14 protein-coding genes are annotated in these 16,262 nt (G+C 69.9%); 3 read left to right on the top strand and 11 right to left on the bottom strand.

Annotated features, from left to right (window positions below; translation table 11 throughout):
• Nucleotides 1-63 precede the first annotated feature (63 nt).
• A complete protein-coding gene (locus ACGFNV_RS23745) occupies nt 64-594 on the top strand; it encodes a YbjN domain-containing protein (RefSeq protein WP_393624973.1) in 531 nt (176 codons plus the stop codon).
• A gap of 42 nt (nt 595-636) precedes the next feature.
• On the opposite strand, the gene ACGFNV_RS23740 is transcribed toward ACGFNV_RS23745, so the two are convergent.
• From ACGFNV_RS23740 to ACGFNV_RS23720, 5 genes are all read right to left on the bottom strand, one after another.
• Nucleotides 637-1,809 carry a hypothetical protein gene (locus ACGFNV_RS23740; protein ID WP_393624972.1) on the bottom strand — a complete coding sequence of 391 codons (1,173 nt, stop codon included), beginning with the start codon at nt 1,807-1,809 and terminating at the stop codon, nt 637-639.
• 214 nt (nt 1,810-2,023) lie between these two features.
• Nucleotides 2,024-3,556 carry a polyamine aminopropyltransferase gene (locus tag ACGFNV_RS23735; RefSeq protein ID WP_393624971.1) on the bottom strand — a complete coding sequence of 511 codons (1,533 nt, stop codon included), beginning with the start codon at nt 3,554-3,556 and terminating at the stop codon, nt 2,024-2,026.
• Between the two features lie 122 nt (nt 3,557-3,678).
• Entirely contained in the window at nt 3,679-4,215 is a 537-nt protein-coding gene (locus ACGFNV_RS23730; protein ID WP_393624970.1) for a DUF2617 family protein, read from the bottom strand.
• A gap of 368 nt (nt 4,216-4,583) precedes the next feature.
• On the bottom strand, nt 4,584-4,907 hold the full coding sequence (locus tag ACGFNV_RS23725; protein WP_393624969.1) for a hypothetical protein: 324 nt from the start codon (nt 4,905-4,907) through the stop codon (nt 4,584-4,586).
• Nucleotides 4,908-5,088: 181 nt separating this feature from the next.
• The gene (locus ACGFNV_RS23720) at nt 5,089-5,598 is read right to left on the bottom strand and encodes a hypothetical protein (protein WP_393624968.1); all 510 of its coding nucleotides are present in this window, start codon (nt 5,596-5,598) and stop codon (nt 5,089-5,091) included.
• 244 nt (nt 5,599-5,842) lie between these two features.
• On the opposite strand from ACGFNV_RS23720, the gene ACGFNV_RS23715 reads away from it, so the two are divergent.
• Nucleotides 5,843-6,493, top strand: a complete 651-nt coding sequence (locus tag ACGFNV_RS23715) for a TetR family transcriptional regulator (protein ID WP_393624967.1) — start codon at nt 5,843-5,845, stop codon at nt 6,491-6,493.
• 131 nt (nt 6,494-6,624) lie between these two features.
• Entirely contained in the window at nt 6,625-7,815 is a 1,191-nt protein-coding gene (locus ACGFNV_RS23710) for a pyridoxal phosphate-dependent aminotransferase (RefSeq protein WP_393624966.1), read from the top strand.
• A gap of 82 nt (nt 7,816-7,897) precedes the next feature.
• Here the strand turns inward: ACGFNV_RS23710 and ACGFNV_RS23705 are convergent, their stop codons facing one another.
• The 6 genes from ACGFNV_RS23705 to ACGFNV_RS23680 form a co-directional block, all read right to left on the bottom strand.
• Complete coding sequence (locus tag ACGFNV_RS23705; protein ID WP_393624965.1) at nt 7,898-9,244, bottom strand: UDP-glucose dehydrogenase family protein; 1,347 nt, start codon at nt 9,242-9,244, stop codon at nt 7,898-7,900.
• An 82-nt stretch (nt 9,245-9,326) separates the two neighbouring features.
• Nucleotides 9,327-10,517: a hypothetical protein gene (locus ACGFNV_RS23700; protein WP_393624964.1), complete on the bottom strand. Its 1,191-nt coding sequence runs from the start codon at nt 10,515-10,517 to the stop codon at nt 9,327-9,329.
• 33 nt (nt 10,518-10,550) lie between these two features.
• Nucleotides 10,551-12,437: a right-handed parallel beta-helix repeat-containing protein gene (locus ACGFNV_RS23695; protein WP_393624963.1), complete on the bottom strand. Its 1,887-nt coding sequence runs from the start codon at nt 12,435-12,437 to the stop codon at nt 10,551-10,553.
• 47 nt (nt 12,438-12,484) lie between these two features.
• Complete coding sequence (locus tag ACGFNV_RS23690) at nt 12,485-13,735, bottom strand: glycosyltransferase family 2 protein (RefSeq protein ID WP_393624962.1); 1,251 nt, start codon at nt 13,733-13,735, stop codon at nt 12,485-12,487.
• Nucleotides 13,736-14,279: 544 nt separating this feature from the next.
• Complete coding sequence (locus ACGFNV_RS23685; protein ID WP_393624961.1) at nt 14,280-15,152, bottom strand: universal stress protein; 873 nt, start codon at nt 15,150-15,152, stop codon at nt 14,280-14,282.
• Nucleotides 15,153-15,326: 174 nt separating this feature from the next.
• Nucleotides 15,327-16,205, bottom strand: a complete 879-nt coding sequence (locus ACGFNV_RS23680) for an NAD(P)H-binding protein (protein ID WP_393624960.1) — start codon at nt 16,203-16,205, stop codon at nt 15,327-15,329.
• Between the last annotated feature and the right edge of the window lie 57 nt (nt 16,206-16,262).

Raw genomic sequence — 16,262 nt, 5'->3', positions numbered from 1 at the left:
GGGTTGCCACCCCCCTCCCCGGATGGGGGAGGATGGCAGGATCCGTACGAAGGGAAAATCACGGTGACCATCGACCCGTCCTCGATTCCGAATTTCGGGGGCCAGCCCGAGCCGCAGCCCCAAGGACCGGCGGGCCCCGTCGTCCCGGATCAGGACCTCGTGAAGCAGCTCCTCGACCAGATGGAGCTGAAGTACGTCGTCGACGAGGAGGGCGACCTCGCGGCGCCCTGGGAACAGTTCCGTACGTACTTCATGTTCCGTGGCGAGGAGGACCAGGCGGTCTTCTCGGTTCGGACCTTCTACGACCGCCCCCACAAGATCGACGAGAAGCCGCAGCTGCTGGAGTCGATCGACGACTGGAACCGCCGCACCCTGTGGCCCAAGGTCTACACCCACACCCACGACGACGGCACCGTCCGCCTCATCGGCGAGGCGCAGATGCTGATCGGCGCCGGTGTCAACATCGAGTTCTTCGTCTCCTCGACGGTCAGCTGGGTACGCGCCGCCATCGAGTTCGACAAGTGGCTCGTCGAGCAGCTCGGCCTCGAGCAGGAGGTCAACGACGCGGAGAAGCCCGAGGACGACGAGGAGTAGTCCTCGGGACCCGGACGGGCCGTATCCACCGGTCCGCCGGAGCTACAGCGGCGTGTTCGCCAGGACGACCAGGTACGCGCCGTAAGCGAACGAGAGCCCGGCCAGGGCGGCGACCACCACGGTCGCGTGCCAGGGCCGGGCTCTCGCCGTCCGCACCAGCGCCCGCGCCAGCGGCAGCAACAGCGGGAACGCGGGCAGCAGGAACCGCGGCTTGGACTCGAAGAAGCCGGAGCCGCCGAGCGTGATCAGCAGCAGGACCCCGCTGTAGACGACCAGCGGCAGCGGCGCGCGGTCCACGAGCAGCAGCGCGTACAGCAGCACGGCCGCCGCGACGATCACCAGCGTCATGGGGAAGACCAGCCGGTGCGCGTGCAGCAGCAGATGGCGGACGAAGTGCAGCGAGCCGTGGCCGAGGTCGAAGCGCGAGCCCCACAGCCGCTGCACGGCGAAGTACCCGCCGAGCAGGTCGTCCCTGCGGTGACCGACCCACAGGACGTACGCGGTCCAGCCGAGCGGCGCGAGTGCCGCGCCCGTCCACAGCCTGTGGGAAACCCGGCCGCGCGCCCGCCACACCTCCTGCCCCGCCGCCACCAGCACCGCAGCCGCCACCGCGACCCCGTTGGGCCGCGCGAGCCCCGCCAGCGCGGCCAGGGTGCCCGCCCACAGCCAGTTCCGGTTCAGCACCGCGTACAACGACCAGGCGGCGAACGCGGTGAGCACCGGCTCCGTGTACGCCATCGACAGCACCACGGAGTGCGGCAGCAGCGCCCAGAGCAGGACGAGCGCGGTGGCGACGGCCCGGCCGTGCAGAGCGGCGCCGAGGGCGTGGATCCCCCAGGCGGCCACCGCGGCCGCCGTCCACGACACGAGGAGTCCCGCGGTGCCCCCCTTCAGCGGGCCGAGCTCGGCCACCGCGCGGACCAGTGCGGGGTAGAGCGGGAAGAACGCCAGATCGCTGTGGACGATGCCAGGGCCGAAGGTGAGGGTGTGGCCGTAGCCGTGGGCGGCGATTCCCAGGTACCACAGGGAGTCCCAGGACCGGCCGAGCAGTGCCAGGGGCTGCCTGCCCGTGGCCCAGGCGGTCAGCGCGAGGACGGCCGCGCCGGTGAGGCGGGCGGCGGCGAAGAGGCCCAGGGCGGTGGGTGCCGCCGCGAGGGGGCGCCGCCGGGACAGGGCGACGGTGGGGCGGGGGGTGAGGGTGCTGGCGTGGCTCACACTCCCGCACCTTGCAGGTCCACGGCGTGGGGCGCGAGCCGGGGGAGCCGTTTAGGTGGGGCTGGGCTGTTCGGGCGCGATGCGCTGGTGCCGGGCCTGCGGGGAGCTGCCGCTCTCGAGCCCCCGCTTCGGCCCTGAACGGGCCTCGTCCTCAAGCGCCGGACGGGCTGGGATGCCTGGACCGGCGCTGATCAGTGTCACCACCTCCGTCGTGTCAGTACCGCGGATGCACCAGCGTCGACGACGGCAGCCCCCCGAACTCCTCGTCCCTCTGCTCTCTCATGTCCGCCGTGTCCAGCCGTGGCCGGGTGTCCGGCGACGCCAGGACGAAGCCGGCGTCGTGGCCGGTGGCGGCGTAGGGGACGGTGTGGAGGCCCGCGGAGCGGATCGTGGTCTCGACGGTCCAGAAGACGCGGGGGCGGGCGGTGAGGGGGCCGGCGTGGACGGTGAGGCGGCCGTCGGGGGCCAGGGCGCGGCGGGTGAGGCCGTAGAACTCCTGGGAGTAGAGCTTGGTGCCGGCCGTCGTCGTGGGGTCGGGGAGGTCGGCGATGACGACGTCGTAGGACGCCGCCGGAACCTCGCGCAGACGGCTGAAGGCGTCCCCGGTGGTGATGTGGACGCGGGGATCGTCGTAGGCGTGGGCGTTGAGGGCGGACAGGGCCGGGTCGGTGCGGGCCAGGTCGACCACGGCCGGGTCGAGCTCGACGACGTCGACCCGGCGGACCCCGGGGTTCCGCAGCACCTCGCGGACGGCCAGTCCGTCGCCGCCGCCGAGGACGAGCACATGGGCGTGGGGGCCGTGCATCGCGGGGCGGACGAGTGCCTCGTGATAGGGGCGCTCGTCGTGGCCGTCGACGCTCAGTCGGCCGTCCAGGTAGAGGTCGAGGTTGCGGCCGTCCGTGCCGCCGGTGACGACGACCTCCTGGACGTCGGTGTGCACGGCCACGCGCACGTCGTCGCCGTACACCGCGTGCCGGGCGGCCCGCTCGAAGTCGTCGGCGAGGACGGCGGCCGTCGCGAGGACGGCGAGCACGGCGATGTTGGTGACCACGAGGAGACGGCGGGCCCGGCCGGTCAGGTCGCGGCGGAACAGGCCGAGGACGAGGGCGCCGCCCGCGATGATGTTCACCGCGCCGGTGAGCAGCGAACTCGTCAACTGGCCCAGGAACGGCAGGAGCAGGAAGGGGAAGGCGAGGCCGCCGACGAGCGCGCCGACGTAGTCCGCCGCGAACAGGTCGGCGACGGCGCCGCCCGCGTCCTGGCGGCGGATGCGCTGGATCAGCTCCATCAGCAGGGGGACCTCGGCGCCGATGAGCAGGCCGATGGCGAGGGAGAAGACGACCAGGAGGCAGCGCGGGCCGTCCAGCCACAGGCCGCCCCAGTCGCCGGTCCAGGCGAACACCGCGTACAGCGCGGGCGCGCTGCACCCGCCGACGAGCGCGAGCGTCGCCTCGATCGAGCCGAACGCGGCCGCGGCGAGCCGGCGCAGCCGCTTGGCGACGAGGGAACCGACGCCCATCGCGAAGACCATGACGGACAGCACGACGGACGTCTGGGTGACCGAGTCGCCGATCAAGTACGAGGCGAGGGCGACGAGTTCGAGTTCGTACACCAGTCCGCAGGCCGCGCACACGAACACGCCCGCGAGCACCAGGAACCGTCCGGTGTCCGGCCGGACGGGGAGCCGCGCGGGGCCGCGCCAGGGCGGTGGGGTACCCGGCGGGGCCGGCGCGTGCGGTTCGATCACGACTGCGACGTTACGTCACGGGTGCGGCACGCTTCGTCACCCACATGAGTGGAACTCGGGGTCGATGGGAGCACCATGCGTTTGTGCGGGCGTCTTCGGGGCAGCCGCAGACGCCCGTCGAGTCAGGCACAGGACGGGCTCAACCGCTGCACCGGTACCCGCGTCCCCACACGGGTCCTGGTCGCCACCAACTGCCCGTCCTGCGGGTACGCGTGCCAGGTCCGCCAGTGCACATGCCCGTCGTGGCGCTGGGCGAGCAGCGCGGTGAAGGCGTGCGGGCTGCCGGGGAAGACGCCGGCGAGTCCGTGCGGGTGGTCGGCGACGAGGGCGAGCAACTCCTGGGCGCGGGCCGCGAAGGAGCCCGGCGAGAGGATCTCGACATGGGCCGCGAACTCGTACTCCCAGTCGCCCACCCGCTTGGCGACGCCCAGCGGGAGCGGGGTGCTGCTGCCCGGAATGCACGCCACCGTCTCCGAACAACGGCCGCGCTCCTCCTCGAGGAGCACTTGGTGGGACGCGCCGAGCAGTCTCAACTGAAGTCTCGTGTCGGCCATTTCGAGATCCAGGCTGGCCAGGGCGGGGAGCGGCTCGCGCCCCAGGGCCCAGGCGAGGTCGGCCGCGCGCGTGTCGGTGTACGCGGTGTTCAGGGTCGTGAGCATGCATCGGCTCCACAAGCACACAAAGATGAGGATGGGGAGGGGGTGTGGGTCCCGCGCACCCCGGTCGTCTCCGGGAGATCGGCCCCGCTCAGCCCGGTCGGAAGGGCGTCCCGCTGTCCCGCTGGACGTCCGAGGGCTGCGTTGGTGATGGAGAGGGAATCATGAACGGTGGCGCCGTCACAGCGCTTTTACCCAACTTATCGGGATTTCCACCCCTCAGTGGGCTCCCCAGCTCAACTGTTCAACCATGGCGTACGCCGGGGCGCACCAGGCATACGCGCAGGGCATACGCGAAGCGGGGCCCGTGGTCGATACGGGCCCCGCGTTGCGGATGCGTTCCCCCCTTGCCGGAGCTCGGCTGCCCCGTGTCAGCTGCCTCCGCCGCATCCGCCGCCCCCGCCGCAGGAAGAACCGCCGCCTCCGCAGGAGGAGGAGCCGCCTCCACAGGACGAGGAGCCTCCGCCGCAGGAGTGGTGGCCGCCCGAGGACGAGCCGCACGACGAGGCGGCGGCGCCTCCCCCGGCGACCCACCAGCTGCTGCCGCTGTCGCTGCTGGAGCTGGAACTGCTTCCCCCGCTGTAGGACCGCCGGGAGCCGCGGTACCGCTTGGCCCGCCGGTCCTTGCGCGCCGCGGTGATCACCGCCGCCAGGACGAACAGCACGAACACCGCAAGGATGATGCCGAAACCCATGGCGTCACCCTCCTTCCGTTTCCCCCGAAGCGGCCCCCCGTGGGCGCCTCGCTTGTTGCGTGAACGGGGGATGCCCGGCCGCGATCGCGGCCAAAGCAGAGTTGAGGAAGTCCTGAGGAACCAAAAATGGGATGACGCCTGGAGGTCAGGACATGGGGGTGAAGCCTGAAGGGCAGGTGGGTCAGACGCTGGGGGAGCCGGTGAACCCGTAGTTCCGGTAGTCCTTGCCGTCGTTGTCCCAGTTGAGCCGGAGGGTGGTGTCGGCGTAGACGCGCTTGCTGGTCTTGAACTTGATCGTCGGCGTCGTCCAGGAGCCGTTCCCGGAGGAGTTGGAGTGCTCCAGCTTGTACTCGATGTCGTACGCGGCGGTCTTCACCGTGGCGCCGCTGTCGGGCCGGACGAGAACGAGGCGAAGCTGCGCGGCGTCGAAGGTGGTGGTGACTCCGGAATAGGACGGCGGGGCGTCCCAGCTGATGGTCGCCTTGCCGTAGCCGTAGCCGCCGGATCGCGCGGCGCAGACCTTGATCTTGAAGTCCCAGTTGTCCGGCCAGGGGCCGCTGTAGCCGGCGTCGTCGATCGACTTGCTGCTCGTCTTGCAGCTCCAGGACAGCGCTGATGCTGGTGTGGCCAGCGCGACGGTCGCGCCGAGGACGGACACCGCCACGGCGGAGGCGGCCAGGGTCTTGCGCATGCTCACGTGGATTCCGATCTGTGCGTTCGTGCTGGTGACAGGTGACCCGGGCCCATGAATATGAGGTGCGCATGACAGCTCTCGGTCGGGCCGCTGAGGACGACCTCGTGATTTTGAGCCTATCAGTTCCAGACACGGTGTCTGGAAGAGCTTTTGTGGGGGTCTTGCGTACGATTTACCTGCTGCGACCCTCGGAGCGTGGACCGGGCGGCATGCCCGGCGGACAACAGGAGGCATAAGGGTGGTGCTGCGGCAACCGGTCCAGCAGCGCGGCAAGGACACAAGGGACAAGATCCTCGACGTCGCGGCGCGCCTCTTCGCGGAGAACGGTTACGGACTCACCGATGTCATGGACATCGTGAAGGCGGGGGAGGTGAGCCGGGGCGCCATCTACCACTACTTCAAGGGCGGCAAGCAGGACGTGGCCCATGCCGTGGCCACCGAGTCGTTCGTCATGGACGACCTCCCGTCGACCGACGGGCCTCGTGTGCAGAACGTGGTCGATGCCGCGATCCTGCTCGCGGTGGCCGCACCGCGGGTGACCGTGGTCCGGGCGGCGATGCGGATCGCCCTGGAGCAGGGGCATCCGCTCTACGGTTTCCTGTGGGACACGTACATTCCGCTGGTGGAGGGGTGGTTGACGGAGGCCCGTGACCGGGGCGAGCTCATGCCGGGGGTGGTCCCGCACCAGGCGGCCACCGGTTGGGTCGACGGGTACACCGGCCGCGACGCGCGGTACCGGCACCGGTACGACGAGCTGCCGGAGGCAGTCGCTCAGCTGAACATGCTGATGGTCCGGGCGATCGCCACGCCGGAGACGATGATGCGACTGGATCTCTCCGTCGAGCACGGGCGCCGGCTCTTCACGCACTCCCGGTGGGCCTCGCAGGCCTAGTGGGCGTTTTGTCATTCCCGCACAGCATTCACGGCGGTAATCACCGATCTGTACCCGGCCAAAAACAAACACGACGCATGGTTTGATTGAGCTCGTGGTGTCGGTTGAGGAGTCCGTGGCTTCGGCGCAGGATGACCGGCATGACCTCCAGCGCGCGCCCGATCCTCAATCGCCGTCTCGCCGAGTTCGGGACGACGATCTTCGCCGAGATGTCCGCCCTCGCCCTGACGACCGGGTCCATCAACCTCGGGCAGGGTTTCCCCGACACGGACGGCCCCGAGGAGATCCGCGAGGCCGCCGTGCGCGCCCTGCGCGACGGCCGGGGCAACCAGTACCCGCCGGGCCCGGGCGTCCCCGAGCTGCGCACCGCGATCGCCGAGCACCAGCGCCGCCGCTACGACCTGTCGTACGACCCCGACACGGAGGTGCTGGTCACGGCCGGTGCGACGGAGGCGATCGCGGCCGCGCTGCTGGCCCTGGTGGAGCCCGGTGACGAGGTCGTCGCCCTGGAGCCGTACTACGACTCGTACGCGGCCTGCATCGCGATGGCGGGCGGGAGGCGGGTGCCGGTGACGCTGCGGCCGAACGAGAGCAGCTTCCGGCTGGACCTGGACGAGCTGCGGGACGCGGTGACCGACCGCACCCGGCTGCTGCTGATCAACACCCCGCACAACCCGACCGGTACGGTCCTCACCCGCGCGGAGCTGACCGCGATCGCCGAGCTGGCCGTCGAGCGGGACCTGCTCGTGGTGACGGACGAGGTGTACGAGCACCTGGTCTTCGACGGGGCGGAGCACGTGCCGCTGGCGACGTTCCCCGGCATGCGCGACCGCACGGTGACCATCGGCTCGGCCGGCAAGACGTTCTCGTTCACCGGCTGGAAGGTCGGGTGGGTCACGGCGGCGCCGGAGCTGGTGACGGCGGTGCGGTCGGCGAAGCAGTACCTGACGTACGTCGCCTCCGGCCCGTTCCAGCACGCCGTCGCCGAGGCGCTCGCCCTTCCCGACAGCTACTTCTCCGCCTTCCGCGAGGACATGCGGGCGAAGCGGGACCTGCTGGCCACGGGGTTGGCGGAGGCCGGCTTCGGGGTCTTCCGCCCCGCCGGCACGTACTTCATCACCACCGACATCCGCCCCCTCGGCCACACCGACGGCTTCGCCTTCTGCCGGTCCCTGCCGGAGCGCGCGGGCGTCGTCGCCATCCCCAACGCGGTCTTCTACGACCACCGGGAGGAGGGCGCGCCGTTCGTGCGGTTCGCGTTCTGCAAGCAGGTGAGCGTGCTGGAGGAAGCGGTGACACGGCTGAAGGCGCTGGCGGGCTGAAACACGCCGGGTGCTGCTCAGCCTCCGGCTGCGCCCGCGATTCAGCGCGACAACGACTGTGCAGCGCGCGCCGGATGTGCGATCAGGGCCGGCCCAGCGCGCGGTAGTCCCACCCTGCGGCGCGCCACTGTGCGGGGTCGAGGGCGTGTCGCCCGTCGACGATCCGGCGCTGGGCCACGACCGTGCCCATGGCATGCGGGTCGATCTCCCGGAACTCGCTCCATTCCGTGAGCAGCACCACCACGTCGGCCCCGGCGGCCGCGGTGAGGGCGTCCGTGCCGTAGTGCAGGTCCGGGTAGGCGCGGCGGGCGTTCTCGGTGGCCGCGGGGTCGATGACGGTCACCTGGGCTCCGGCTTGGTGCAGGGTTCTGGCCACGTCCAGGGCGGGAGCGTCACGGATGTCGTCGGAGTTGGGCTTGAACGCTGCCCCCAGTGCGGTCACCCGGGCGCCGGCCAGTTCTCCGCCGGCCAGTTCGCGGACCAGGTCCACCGTGCGGGCCCGGCGCCGCTGGTTGATGGCGTCGACCTCGCGCAGGAAGGAGACGGCCTGGCCGACGCCCAGTTCCTCGGCGCGGTGGCTGAAGGCCCTGATGTCCTTGGGCAGGCAGCCGCCGCCGAAACCGAGACCGGGCTTGAGGAACCGGCCGCCGATCCGGTCGTCGTAGGCCAGCGCCTGGGCGAGACCGGTGACGTCGGCGCCGGTCGCCTCGCAGACCTCCGCCATGGCGTTGATGTAGGAGATCTTGGTGGCGAGGAAGGAGTTGGCGGCGACCTTGACCAGTTCGGCGGTGGGCAGGTCGGTGACGACCACGGGGGTGCCCTGGGCGATCACAGGTGCGAACGCGGCGCGCAGCTGTTCCTCGGCCCAGTCCGACGCGGTGCCGAAGACCAGGCGGTCGGGCCGCAGGGTGTCGTCCACGGCGTAGCCCTCGCGCAGGAACTCCGGGTTCCAGGCGAGTTCGACGTCCGCCCCGGCGGGTGCCGTCCGCTGGACGATGTCCGTCAGCCGGGCAGCGGTGCCCACCGGGACGGTGGACTTGCCGACCACCAGGGTGCGCCTGCGCAGGTGCTGGGCGAGTTCTCCCACCGCGCTGTCGACGTAGCGCAGGTCCGCCGCGTACGAGCCCCGCTGTTGGGGCGTCCCCACGCAGACGAAGTGAATGTCACCGAACTCGCCGGCCTCGGCGAAGCTCGTGGTGAACCGCAGCCGGCCGCTGTCGAGGGCCTTCGCGAGCAGTTCGGGAAGGCCGGGCTCGAAGAAGGGCACCTCGCCCGAGTCCAGCCGCGCGATCTTGACCGGGTCGACGTCCACGCCCAGGACGTCGTAGCCCAGGACGGCCATGCAGATGGCGTGGGTGGCGCCGAGGTAGCCGGTGCCTATGACGGTGAGGCGGGGCGCGCTTCTGTCGGTGTCGTCCGAAGAGGTCATGGTGGTCTCCAGGGGTGTGTCGGGGCATGTCGGCCCGCCGCACGAGCCGGCGGTGGCCTGCGGAACCAATGGGGACGGGGTGTCAGGAGGTGCAGTCGACGTTGGCGAGGCCCTCGGCCGCGCCGGTTGCCTTGTTGTCGCAGGTGACTTCGTTGCCGTCGGACGTGAGGTGGAAGCCGTATCCGGGTCCGTCCACGTTCGCGGTGTTGTCCTTGAACGTGTTGCCGGTACCCCAGCCGCTGACGAGCTGGTGGGTCTGGAAGCCGTCCTCGGGGGAGTGGCTCCCGGTGTTGCCCTGGAGCAGCCAGCCGTTGCCCTTCACGTCGACCCAGGAGTCGTTGTTGTGGGAGCCGCTCAGCTTCGATCCGTCGAATGTGTTGTCGATGACCTTGCCGTCGCTGGTGCCTTCCTTGATGTCGATGGACTCGGCGGTCGTGCCGCTGATGTGGTTGCCGAGCACCACGTTGCGGTCGCTGGTGTCCGTCTTGCAGTCGCTGACCGTGCACCAGTTGGACTTGGCGGTGCCGATGTAGATGCCTTCGCCGTACTTTTCGCTGCGCAGCCCGGTGTTGCGGACGGTGTTGTCCCGGACCATGTTGTCCGAGCTGAAGTTGCGCAGGTGGATGGCCTCGTCACCGATCTGCTCGACGGTGAGACCCTGGATGACGGTGCCCACCACGCCGTCCGCCATGACACCCTTCTGAGCGTCTCGGACGGTGAACCCCATGAGCCGCCAGTAGCTGACGCGGTCCAGGTGGAAGGCATAGCCGTCCGCCGTGTCGCCCCCGTCGATGACCGCTCCGGCACCACCGCACAGGAAGATCGGCTTCGCTGCGGTACCGGAGATCTCGGCGGTGAAGTTGCCCGCGTAGGTGCCGTCGGCCAGGGAGATGCTGTCTCCGGGTTGCGCCTGGGCGAGGGCCTGTTCGAGCGTGGCGGTGTCGCTCACCTTGACGGACGCGGCCGGGCAGGTGACCGCGGAGTCGGGCACCGAGCCGCTGGTCGCCTGTGCGGTCGGGGCCGCTTCGGTGACCGACCGGCTCGGCAGGGGCGACGGGGGCTCTGTGGTCGGTGACAACGCGGATGTTCTGGGCCCGGCGGTGGTGGCCCCGGCCGTCACCTTCGGTTCCGATCCCCCGCCGCCCGCGACCGCCACGACGAGCGCCGTCAGAGCGAGCAGGAACGCACCCGCGGCCAGCCAGACGGTCGGCTGCCGGAAGGAACCGCGCCGAGGGGTGGGCGGTGGGGACGACTTGGTCTGTGCGGAAGACATGGGCGGCAACTCCGGTTCGGCGGCAACGCGTCGTCATCGGGGCGGAAGGGCGGCTGGGGAGGACTGGGGAGCGAGGACGCGCAGGCTGGCGGTCTCCTGGTCGTCCGCGGCGAACCAATCGCGCTCGGGCGCCTGACGGACGGGGACCTCGATCACGGACGCGCTGTTGGCCAGCGGCTTCTTGTCCTCGTACGGGTGTGTGCCCGGGCGTCGTCCGCCACGACGGCGACCCTTGCGGTACTGGCGTCGGCCCAGAGCGGCCGAGAACAGGATGAGCAGCAGCATGAACGCCCAGAGCAGCGTCATCGGGCTGGCGTAGTGCCGGAACTTGATCCAGAAGGAGCTGGTGTCGCGCCAGGCGAACGTCTGGTTCTGCCTGACGGTGATGTCGCCGTGGGCGCGGGTGGTGTCCACGGCGCTCGGGCCGACCCCGGAGATGACGTTGTAGGTGATGACCGACTTGGCGACTCCGCCGACGAGGGAGATCCCGTGGTTGGTGCCGTCCTGGATGGTGTTGCCGCGGATTTCGCCCACAGAGTCCCGTACGTAGATGCCGGTTTCGGTGCTCTCGACGATGTTGCCGGTGATCGTCGCGGCGGTCACTCCGTCGCGCACCGAGATGCCCTGCCGCGACTGGCCGCTGAGCCGGTTTCCGGTGATGGCGACCTTGGTGGCGTCCTTGCGGGCCACGATGCCCATGTCGCCGCCCTCGACCCGGTTGTTCTGCACGCCGACGTCCGTGCCACCGAAGATCTCGATGCCGTAGTGGCCGTTGTCCGTGGCGACGCTGTCGGACACGGAGTTGGAGCCGTAACTGCTGATGGACTCGCCGGACGCCGAGGGGCCGTCGGCGAGCGGCCGGCCACTGAGTGTGAACCCGTTGCCGCCGTTGCCCTCGGCGGTGGAACCGCTGACCCGGACCTGCTCGGTGGCACGGGCCAGCACGAAGCCGTCTCCGCCGTTGTCCCTGGAGACGGTCCGCTCGACCACGGCGTTGGTGACGAACCGGTGCAGCACCACACCGTGTTCCAGGCTCCCCTGCACCGTGCTGTCGCTGATGCTGACGCCGTTGGCGCCGGAGAGGAACAGCCCGTAGGCGTTGCCCGTGAGGGTGGAGTGTCCGATCTCCGCCGAGACGTACGAGAGGCTGGGCACCGAGAACCGGGTGTCGGGCGTGGCCAGCGAGCCGGAGGGCTGGGCCACCACGCCGCCACTGCCGCCCTTCGCGCCCGGCGACACCGTCGAGTCCTCGATGTTGCCGGTGTCGGGGCGGTCGGTTCCGGTGAGGCTCAGACCGCCCGTGCGGCCGCTCCAGAACCCGAGATCGTTGACCTTGGCGTACGTCATGGCGTACTGGCCGCCGATGGCGCGTATGTAGGCCCGGCCGTCCCGCACGTCCGTATCCGGTCTGTTCTTCTTGTTGTCCCAGCTGGTGATGCGCAGGGGCGCCTGCGGGGTGCCCTCCAGGGTGAGCCGGCCGCCGAAGGAGACGATGCTGACGAAGCCCTTGTTGCTGCTGGCCATCCGCAGCGTCAGTCCGCCCGGGTTGGACAGCTTCAGCTTGGCCCCCGCGTTGAGATAGATGTTCTCGGTCAGCAGGTAGGCGCCGTCGTGCTGGCGGACGAACGTCTGCGGAGCCAGTTCGAGCAGGTCCGACACGGTGTAGGCGTTACTGCGCTGAGTGAGGACCAGCGTGTAGCCACTCCCGGTGTCCAGTCGGTACGGCGCCTTCCACTCCCCGCCCTTCAGGGGAGCGACGGCGGCGACCGCGCGGACCTGGTCCAGACGATGGTCCTCAGCGGCCACCAGCGCGGTCTCGTTCTCCGCATCAGTGGCATTGACCTGCTGCTTGTCGTCTCCGTCGGCGGCCGGGGCGGTGGCCGCGGAAGCGAAGAGCAGGCCGGCGGCAAGTGGCAGCACGACTGCGCCCCGGAGTGTCCGCCGGACGGACGAAAGGTGATGACGCGTCATGACTGCTGCACCTCCGGCCACGAGGCCGCGGCGACCCGCGTCGCGCCCCCCAGGGAGGAGGAGTCCTGTCCCTCTCCACCGATGCGGTTGCTGGTGCGGGTCAGCCAGCCCTGCTTGTTCATGGTGACGAAGGCGAACAGCTTGATCGGCAGCGAGATCATGATGACGACGAGGGCGAGCAGCGGCAGCAGCAACACCTCCTGCGGATGCCTGCGCAGATGGGAGTACCCGCGGATGCCGCGTCCCACGAGCAGCCAGATCAGCACGAGGACCACGCCCCGGCCGGTCAGTTCCAGGCGGCTGAACACCAGATACCCGAGCGCCATGCCCATCGTCACCGGCGTCAGCAGGATCTGCAGCACAGTGATCTTGGTGACCAGGGGCACCCGCCAGAGCCAGCCCTTGTACAGGGCGGTCAGATAGCAGCGGTAGGAGTTCCTGCTCCAGCGCACCCGCTGCTTGACGAAGGCGCGGAACGAGGACGGGAACATCGACATCGCCCGCGCGGAGGACTGGTGCACGGTCTTGTATCCGGAGGCCAGCACCAGCCAGGTCAGCCGTCCGTCGTCGCCGGCGACGCAGCGCCGGCCCAGGAAGAACTCGTTCTCCAGGTTCTCCAGCACGGGCTCGATCGCGGCCCTGCGATAGGCCGCCGTACGACCGGACAGGCAGGCCACGGCGCCCGCGCGGCCCATGGCCGGGACGTAGTCGTAGTAGCGAAGGTTGACCAGCCAGTCGGCGATGCGCCGCCAGACGCTGGTGCGCCGCTGGTAGACGTTCTGCTGGGTGCCGACACCGCCGACCGTGGGATCGACGAAGGGCATCTGGACGGCGGCCAGCAGCCCCGGCTCCCAGCGGGTGTCCGAGTCCACCAACACGACGAGTTCGCTCGTCGCGGCGCGGATGCCCACGCCGAGCGCCGACCGCTTGCCCCGGTGCTCGAACGCCAGCACCCGAACCCGGGAGTCCTGTACCTGTGCCAGTCGGCGCAGGACCTCGGTGTCCTCCACGTCCGGGACGATGATGACCTCGGTGGGATCCTGCGCCAGCCATGTGTCCAGGCAGTCCAGCAGGATGCTCGCGTCCTCCCGGTATGCCGGGACCACCACGGAGACCGTGGTCCGGAAGTCGTTCACCACGGGCTTGGCGAACCGGGAGAGCACTGCCCGATAGAGCCACAGGCCCCAGACGAAGGCGCCGGCGATGCCCAGCGGCATCAGCTCGCGCCATGACGTCTCGGCGGTCACCGTGACTATCCATGACCAGAAATCGTCGAAGAAATCCGACACGAACCCAGACCCCCCAGCCGGAGCGCTACCCATGAACATGGGCGAAATGTGCGGCGTGCGCCGTCTACTCGGGGAAATCTAGGGCCGAATCAAGCCTCTTCGGCACATCGGCAACGCAGAATTCACCTGGAACGTTCACGAAATCTCCACTGTCACCATCACTTTCCAGCGAAGAGCGCACCCCCCGGAGCGTGCATGTTCAGCCATTGAGTGGTTGATCTGATGTCACGTCACATGTGGTTTGTGAAAGACAGTTGGACTCACGCGGAGTGCGGGGCGACTCTCGGCGGCACCTGGCACGCCCGAGCCCTCCGAGTTCTTCGCTTGGGCAAAGTGGATGTGACGCAGGTCACCATCACGTGGGGTCGCCTTGGTGAACGCGTGTTACACACGGCTCACCAGACCGTTACCCCCGGAGGCCAAGAACTCCATCCTTGGCGCCCGCCGGTCCTGCCGAGCAGACCCACAAGTAGTTCCAGGGCATGAGGCGTTCGTGGCTGGATCAGTCATGGGGGACGACGGCTACGGGGCAGCGTCCGTGGTGGAGGGCGGCGTGGGCGACGTGGCTCAGCAGCGGCCCCGTGTGCCCGTGCCGGTGCACGCGCCGGCCGACGACCAGCAGCCCGGCGTCCGCGGTGGCCTCCACGACGGCCTTGGCGGGGCTCGTGAGACGGACACTGTCGGACACGTCCACCCCCGGGTACTTCTCCTGCCAGGGGCGGAGCGCCTTGCCCAGTTCCTTCTGGCCGTTCCTCGTCATCTCCTCGGTGGCGTCGTGGTCCACACCCCAGGGGGTGCGCGCGTGGAGCGGCACGCTGCGGCCGAGGACGGCCAGCAGGGGAGCGCCCCGCGCAGCGGCGGTGTGGAAGGCGAAGTCGAGCAACTCGTCGCTGGACCCGCGCGGTTCCACCGCCACGACCACGCGGCTCCCGGTTGCCGGAGGCGGGTGCTCCTTTCCCGGGGCCGTGCGGACTACGACGACGGGCCGGTCGGCGCGTGCCACGACCGGGAGGCTGACGTCGCCCAGGAAGTAACTGGAGAAGGTCTCCAGCCTCCGGGAGCCGAGCACGAGCATCTCGGAATCCGATGCCGCCCGCAGCAGGGCATCCCGGGCGTCCTCGGCGACCAGGCTGCCCACGACCGTCAGGCCCGGATGGCGTGTCTGCAGCTCCGACTGCGCGGTGTGGACCAGACGCTTCGCCCAGTAGTTCTGGTCGACTTCCAAGGGCCCGCGGGCCGGTTCCGGCACCAGCATCGGCCACGCGTGCAGCAGCCGAAGGGTGAGCTTGCGCATCTCGGCCTCGTCGGCGGCCCAGCGGGCGGCGGTGAGACTCTCTGGTGAGCCGTCGAGGCCCACGGTGACGATTGGCTGCATGGCGGCGGCCTCCGTCTCGTACGAGGCTGGACATGACGGTGAACGAGTCCGGGGCGAGCCGTCCGGACGCCGCCGGCGGGCCGAGCGTGGTGCGTTTCCCTCCCTTCGAGAAGTACACCAATCCCCTGCGGCGCGCATGTGGACCTAGGGAGGACAGGACACGACGGGAGACCGCTAACAGCGCAGGACAGCGGGCTTGAGCACCTCCTGGCACCACTGGCGGAAGCCGGTGGGGGCGGCCGATGTCAGGGCCTGCTGTTCGGCGTCGTAGATGCCGTCGTTCTGGGCGGCGGCCATGTCGACGAGGCCCTGCGCCCAGGCGTCACTCATGCCGTACCGCGTCGTCGTCGTCTTGTACGCCTGTTCGTCGACCTGCTGGAAGCGGATCGGGTGCTCCAGCACCTCGGACAGGACCTGCGCCATGTCATGGGGGGACAACGTGTCGCCGATCAGCCGGACGGTGTCCTGTCCGCTCCAGGCGCTGTCGGTCAGTAGGGCGGCAGCGGTCGCGGCTATGTCGCGGGTGGCGACGGTCGCCAGTGGGCGGTCGGCGGTGTTGGCCAGGAAGAACGCCCTCCGGGTCTTGATCGACTCGACCTGGTTGAGGAGGTTCTCCATGAAGAACGGCATGGCCAGGGCTCGGTAGTTCACCCCGGCTCGCTCGATCATGTCGTCCATGGCGAACGCGGGCGACAGCAGTCCAGCGTGCTTGCCGTGGGCGCGGCCCAGGCTGGTGACGCCGACGACGCGCTGGACGCCCTGGGTCTTGAAGGCTTCGCAGGCCGGGCGGGTGAAGCCGAGGTAGTGCTCCTGGATGTCGTCGGCGCGGGGGTTCGGGGGAACCAGCCACAGGACGCCGGTGGCGCCCTCGAACGCTTCAGCGAGGGCCACGGGGTCACGGTGCGAGCCCTGCACGACCTCGGCGTGCTCGCGCGTCCGCGGAGCCAGCCGGGAGGGGTCCCGGGCGATCACCCGGACTGGCTGACCGCTGTCGAGCAGGGCGTTGAGTACCTGGTGGCCGATCTGGCCGGTGGGAGCGGTGACGACGATCACGGAAGCCTCCTGAGGTGGTGCGTTTGCATTGCCCGCTGTTTCCGTTGCTAACTGCCG

Source organism: Streptomyces sp. NPDC048751, from assembly GCF_043198595.1.
Classification (GTDB): domain Bacteria; phylum Actinomycetota; class Actinomycetes; order Streptomycetales; family Streptomycetaceae; genus Streptomyces.
The sequence above is the reverse complement of the archived record's forward strand: the minus strand, read 5'-3'. Positions and strand labels throughout refer to the sequence as shown.

Excerpts from the sequence above, each read along its gene's own strand:
- ACGFNV_RS23700 (WP_393624964.1), bottom strand. The coding sequence starts at position 10,517 with ATGTCTTCCGCACAGACCAAGTCGTCCCCACCGCCCACCCCTCGGCGC.
- ACGFNV_RS23720 (WP_393624968.1), bottom strand. The coding sequence starts at position 5,598 with ATGCGCAAGACCCTGGCCGCCTCCGCCGTGGCGGTGTCCGTCCTCGGC.
- ACGFNV_RS23705 (WP_393624965.1), bottom strand. The coding sequence starts at position 9,244 with ATGACCTCTTCGGACGACACCGACAGAAGCGCGCCCCGCCTCACCGTC.
- ACGFNV_RS23725 (WP_393624969.1), bottom strand. The coding sequence starts at position 4,907 with ATGGGTTTCGGCATCATCCTTGCGGTGTTCGTGCTGTTCGTCCTGGCG.
- ACGFNV_RS23730 (WP_393624970.1), bottom strand. The coding sequence starts at position 4,215 with ATGCTCACGACCCTGAACACCGCGTACACCGACACGCGCGCGGCCGAC.
- ACGFNV_RS23710 (WP_393624966.1), top strand. The coding sequence starts at position 6,625 with ATGACCGGCATGACCTCCAGCGCGCGCCCGATCCTCAATCGCCGTCTC.
- ACGFNV_RS23685 (WP_393624961.1), bottom strand. The coding sequence starts at position 15,152 with ATGCAGCCAATCGTCACCGTGGGCCTCGACGGCTCACCAGAGAGTCTC.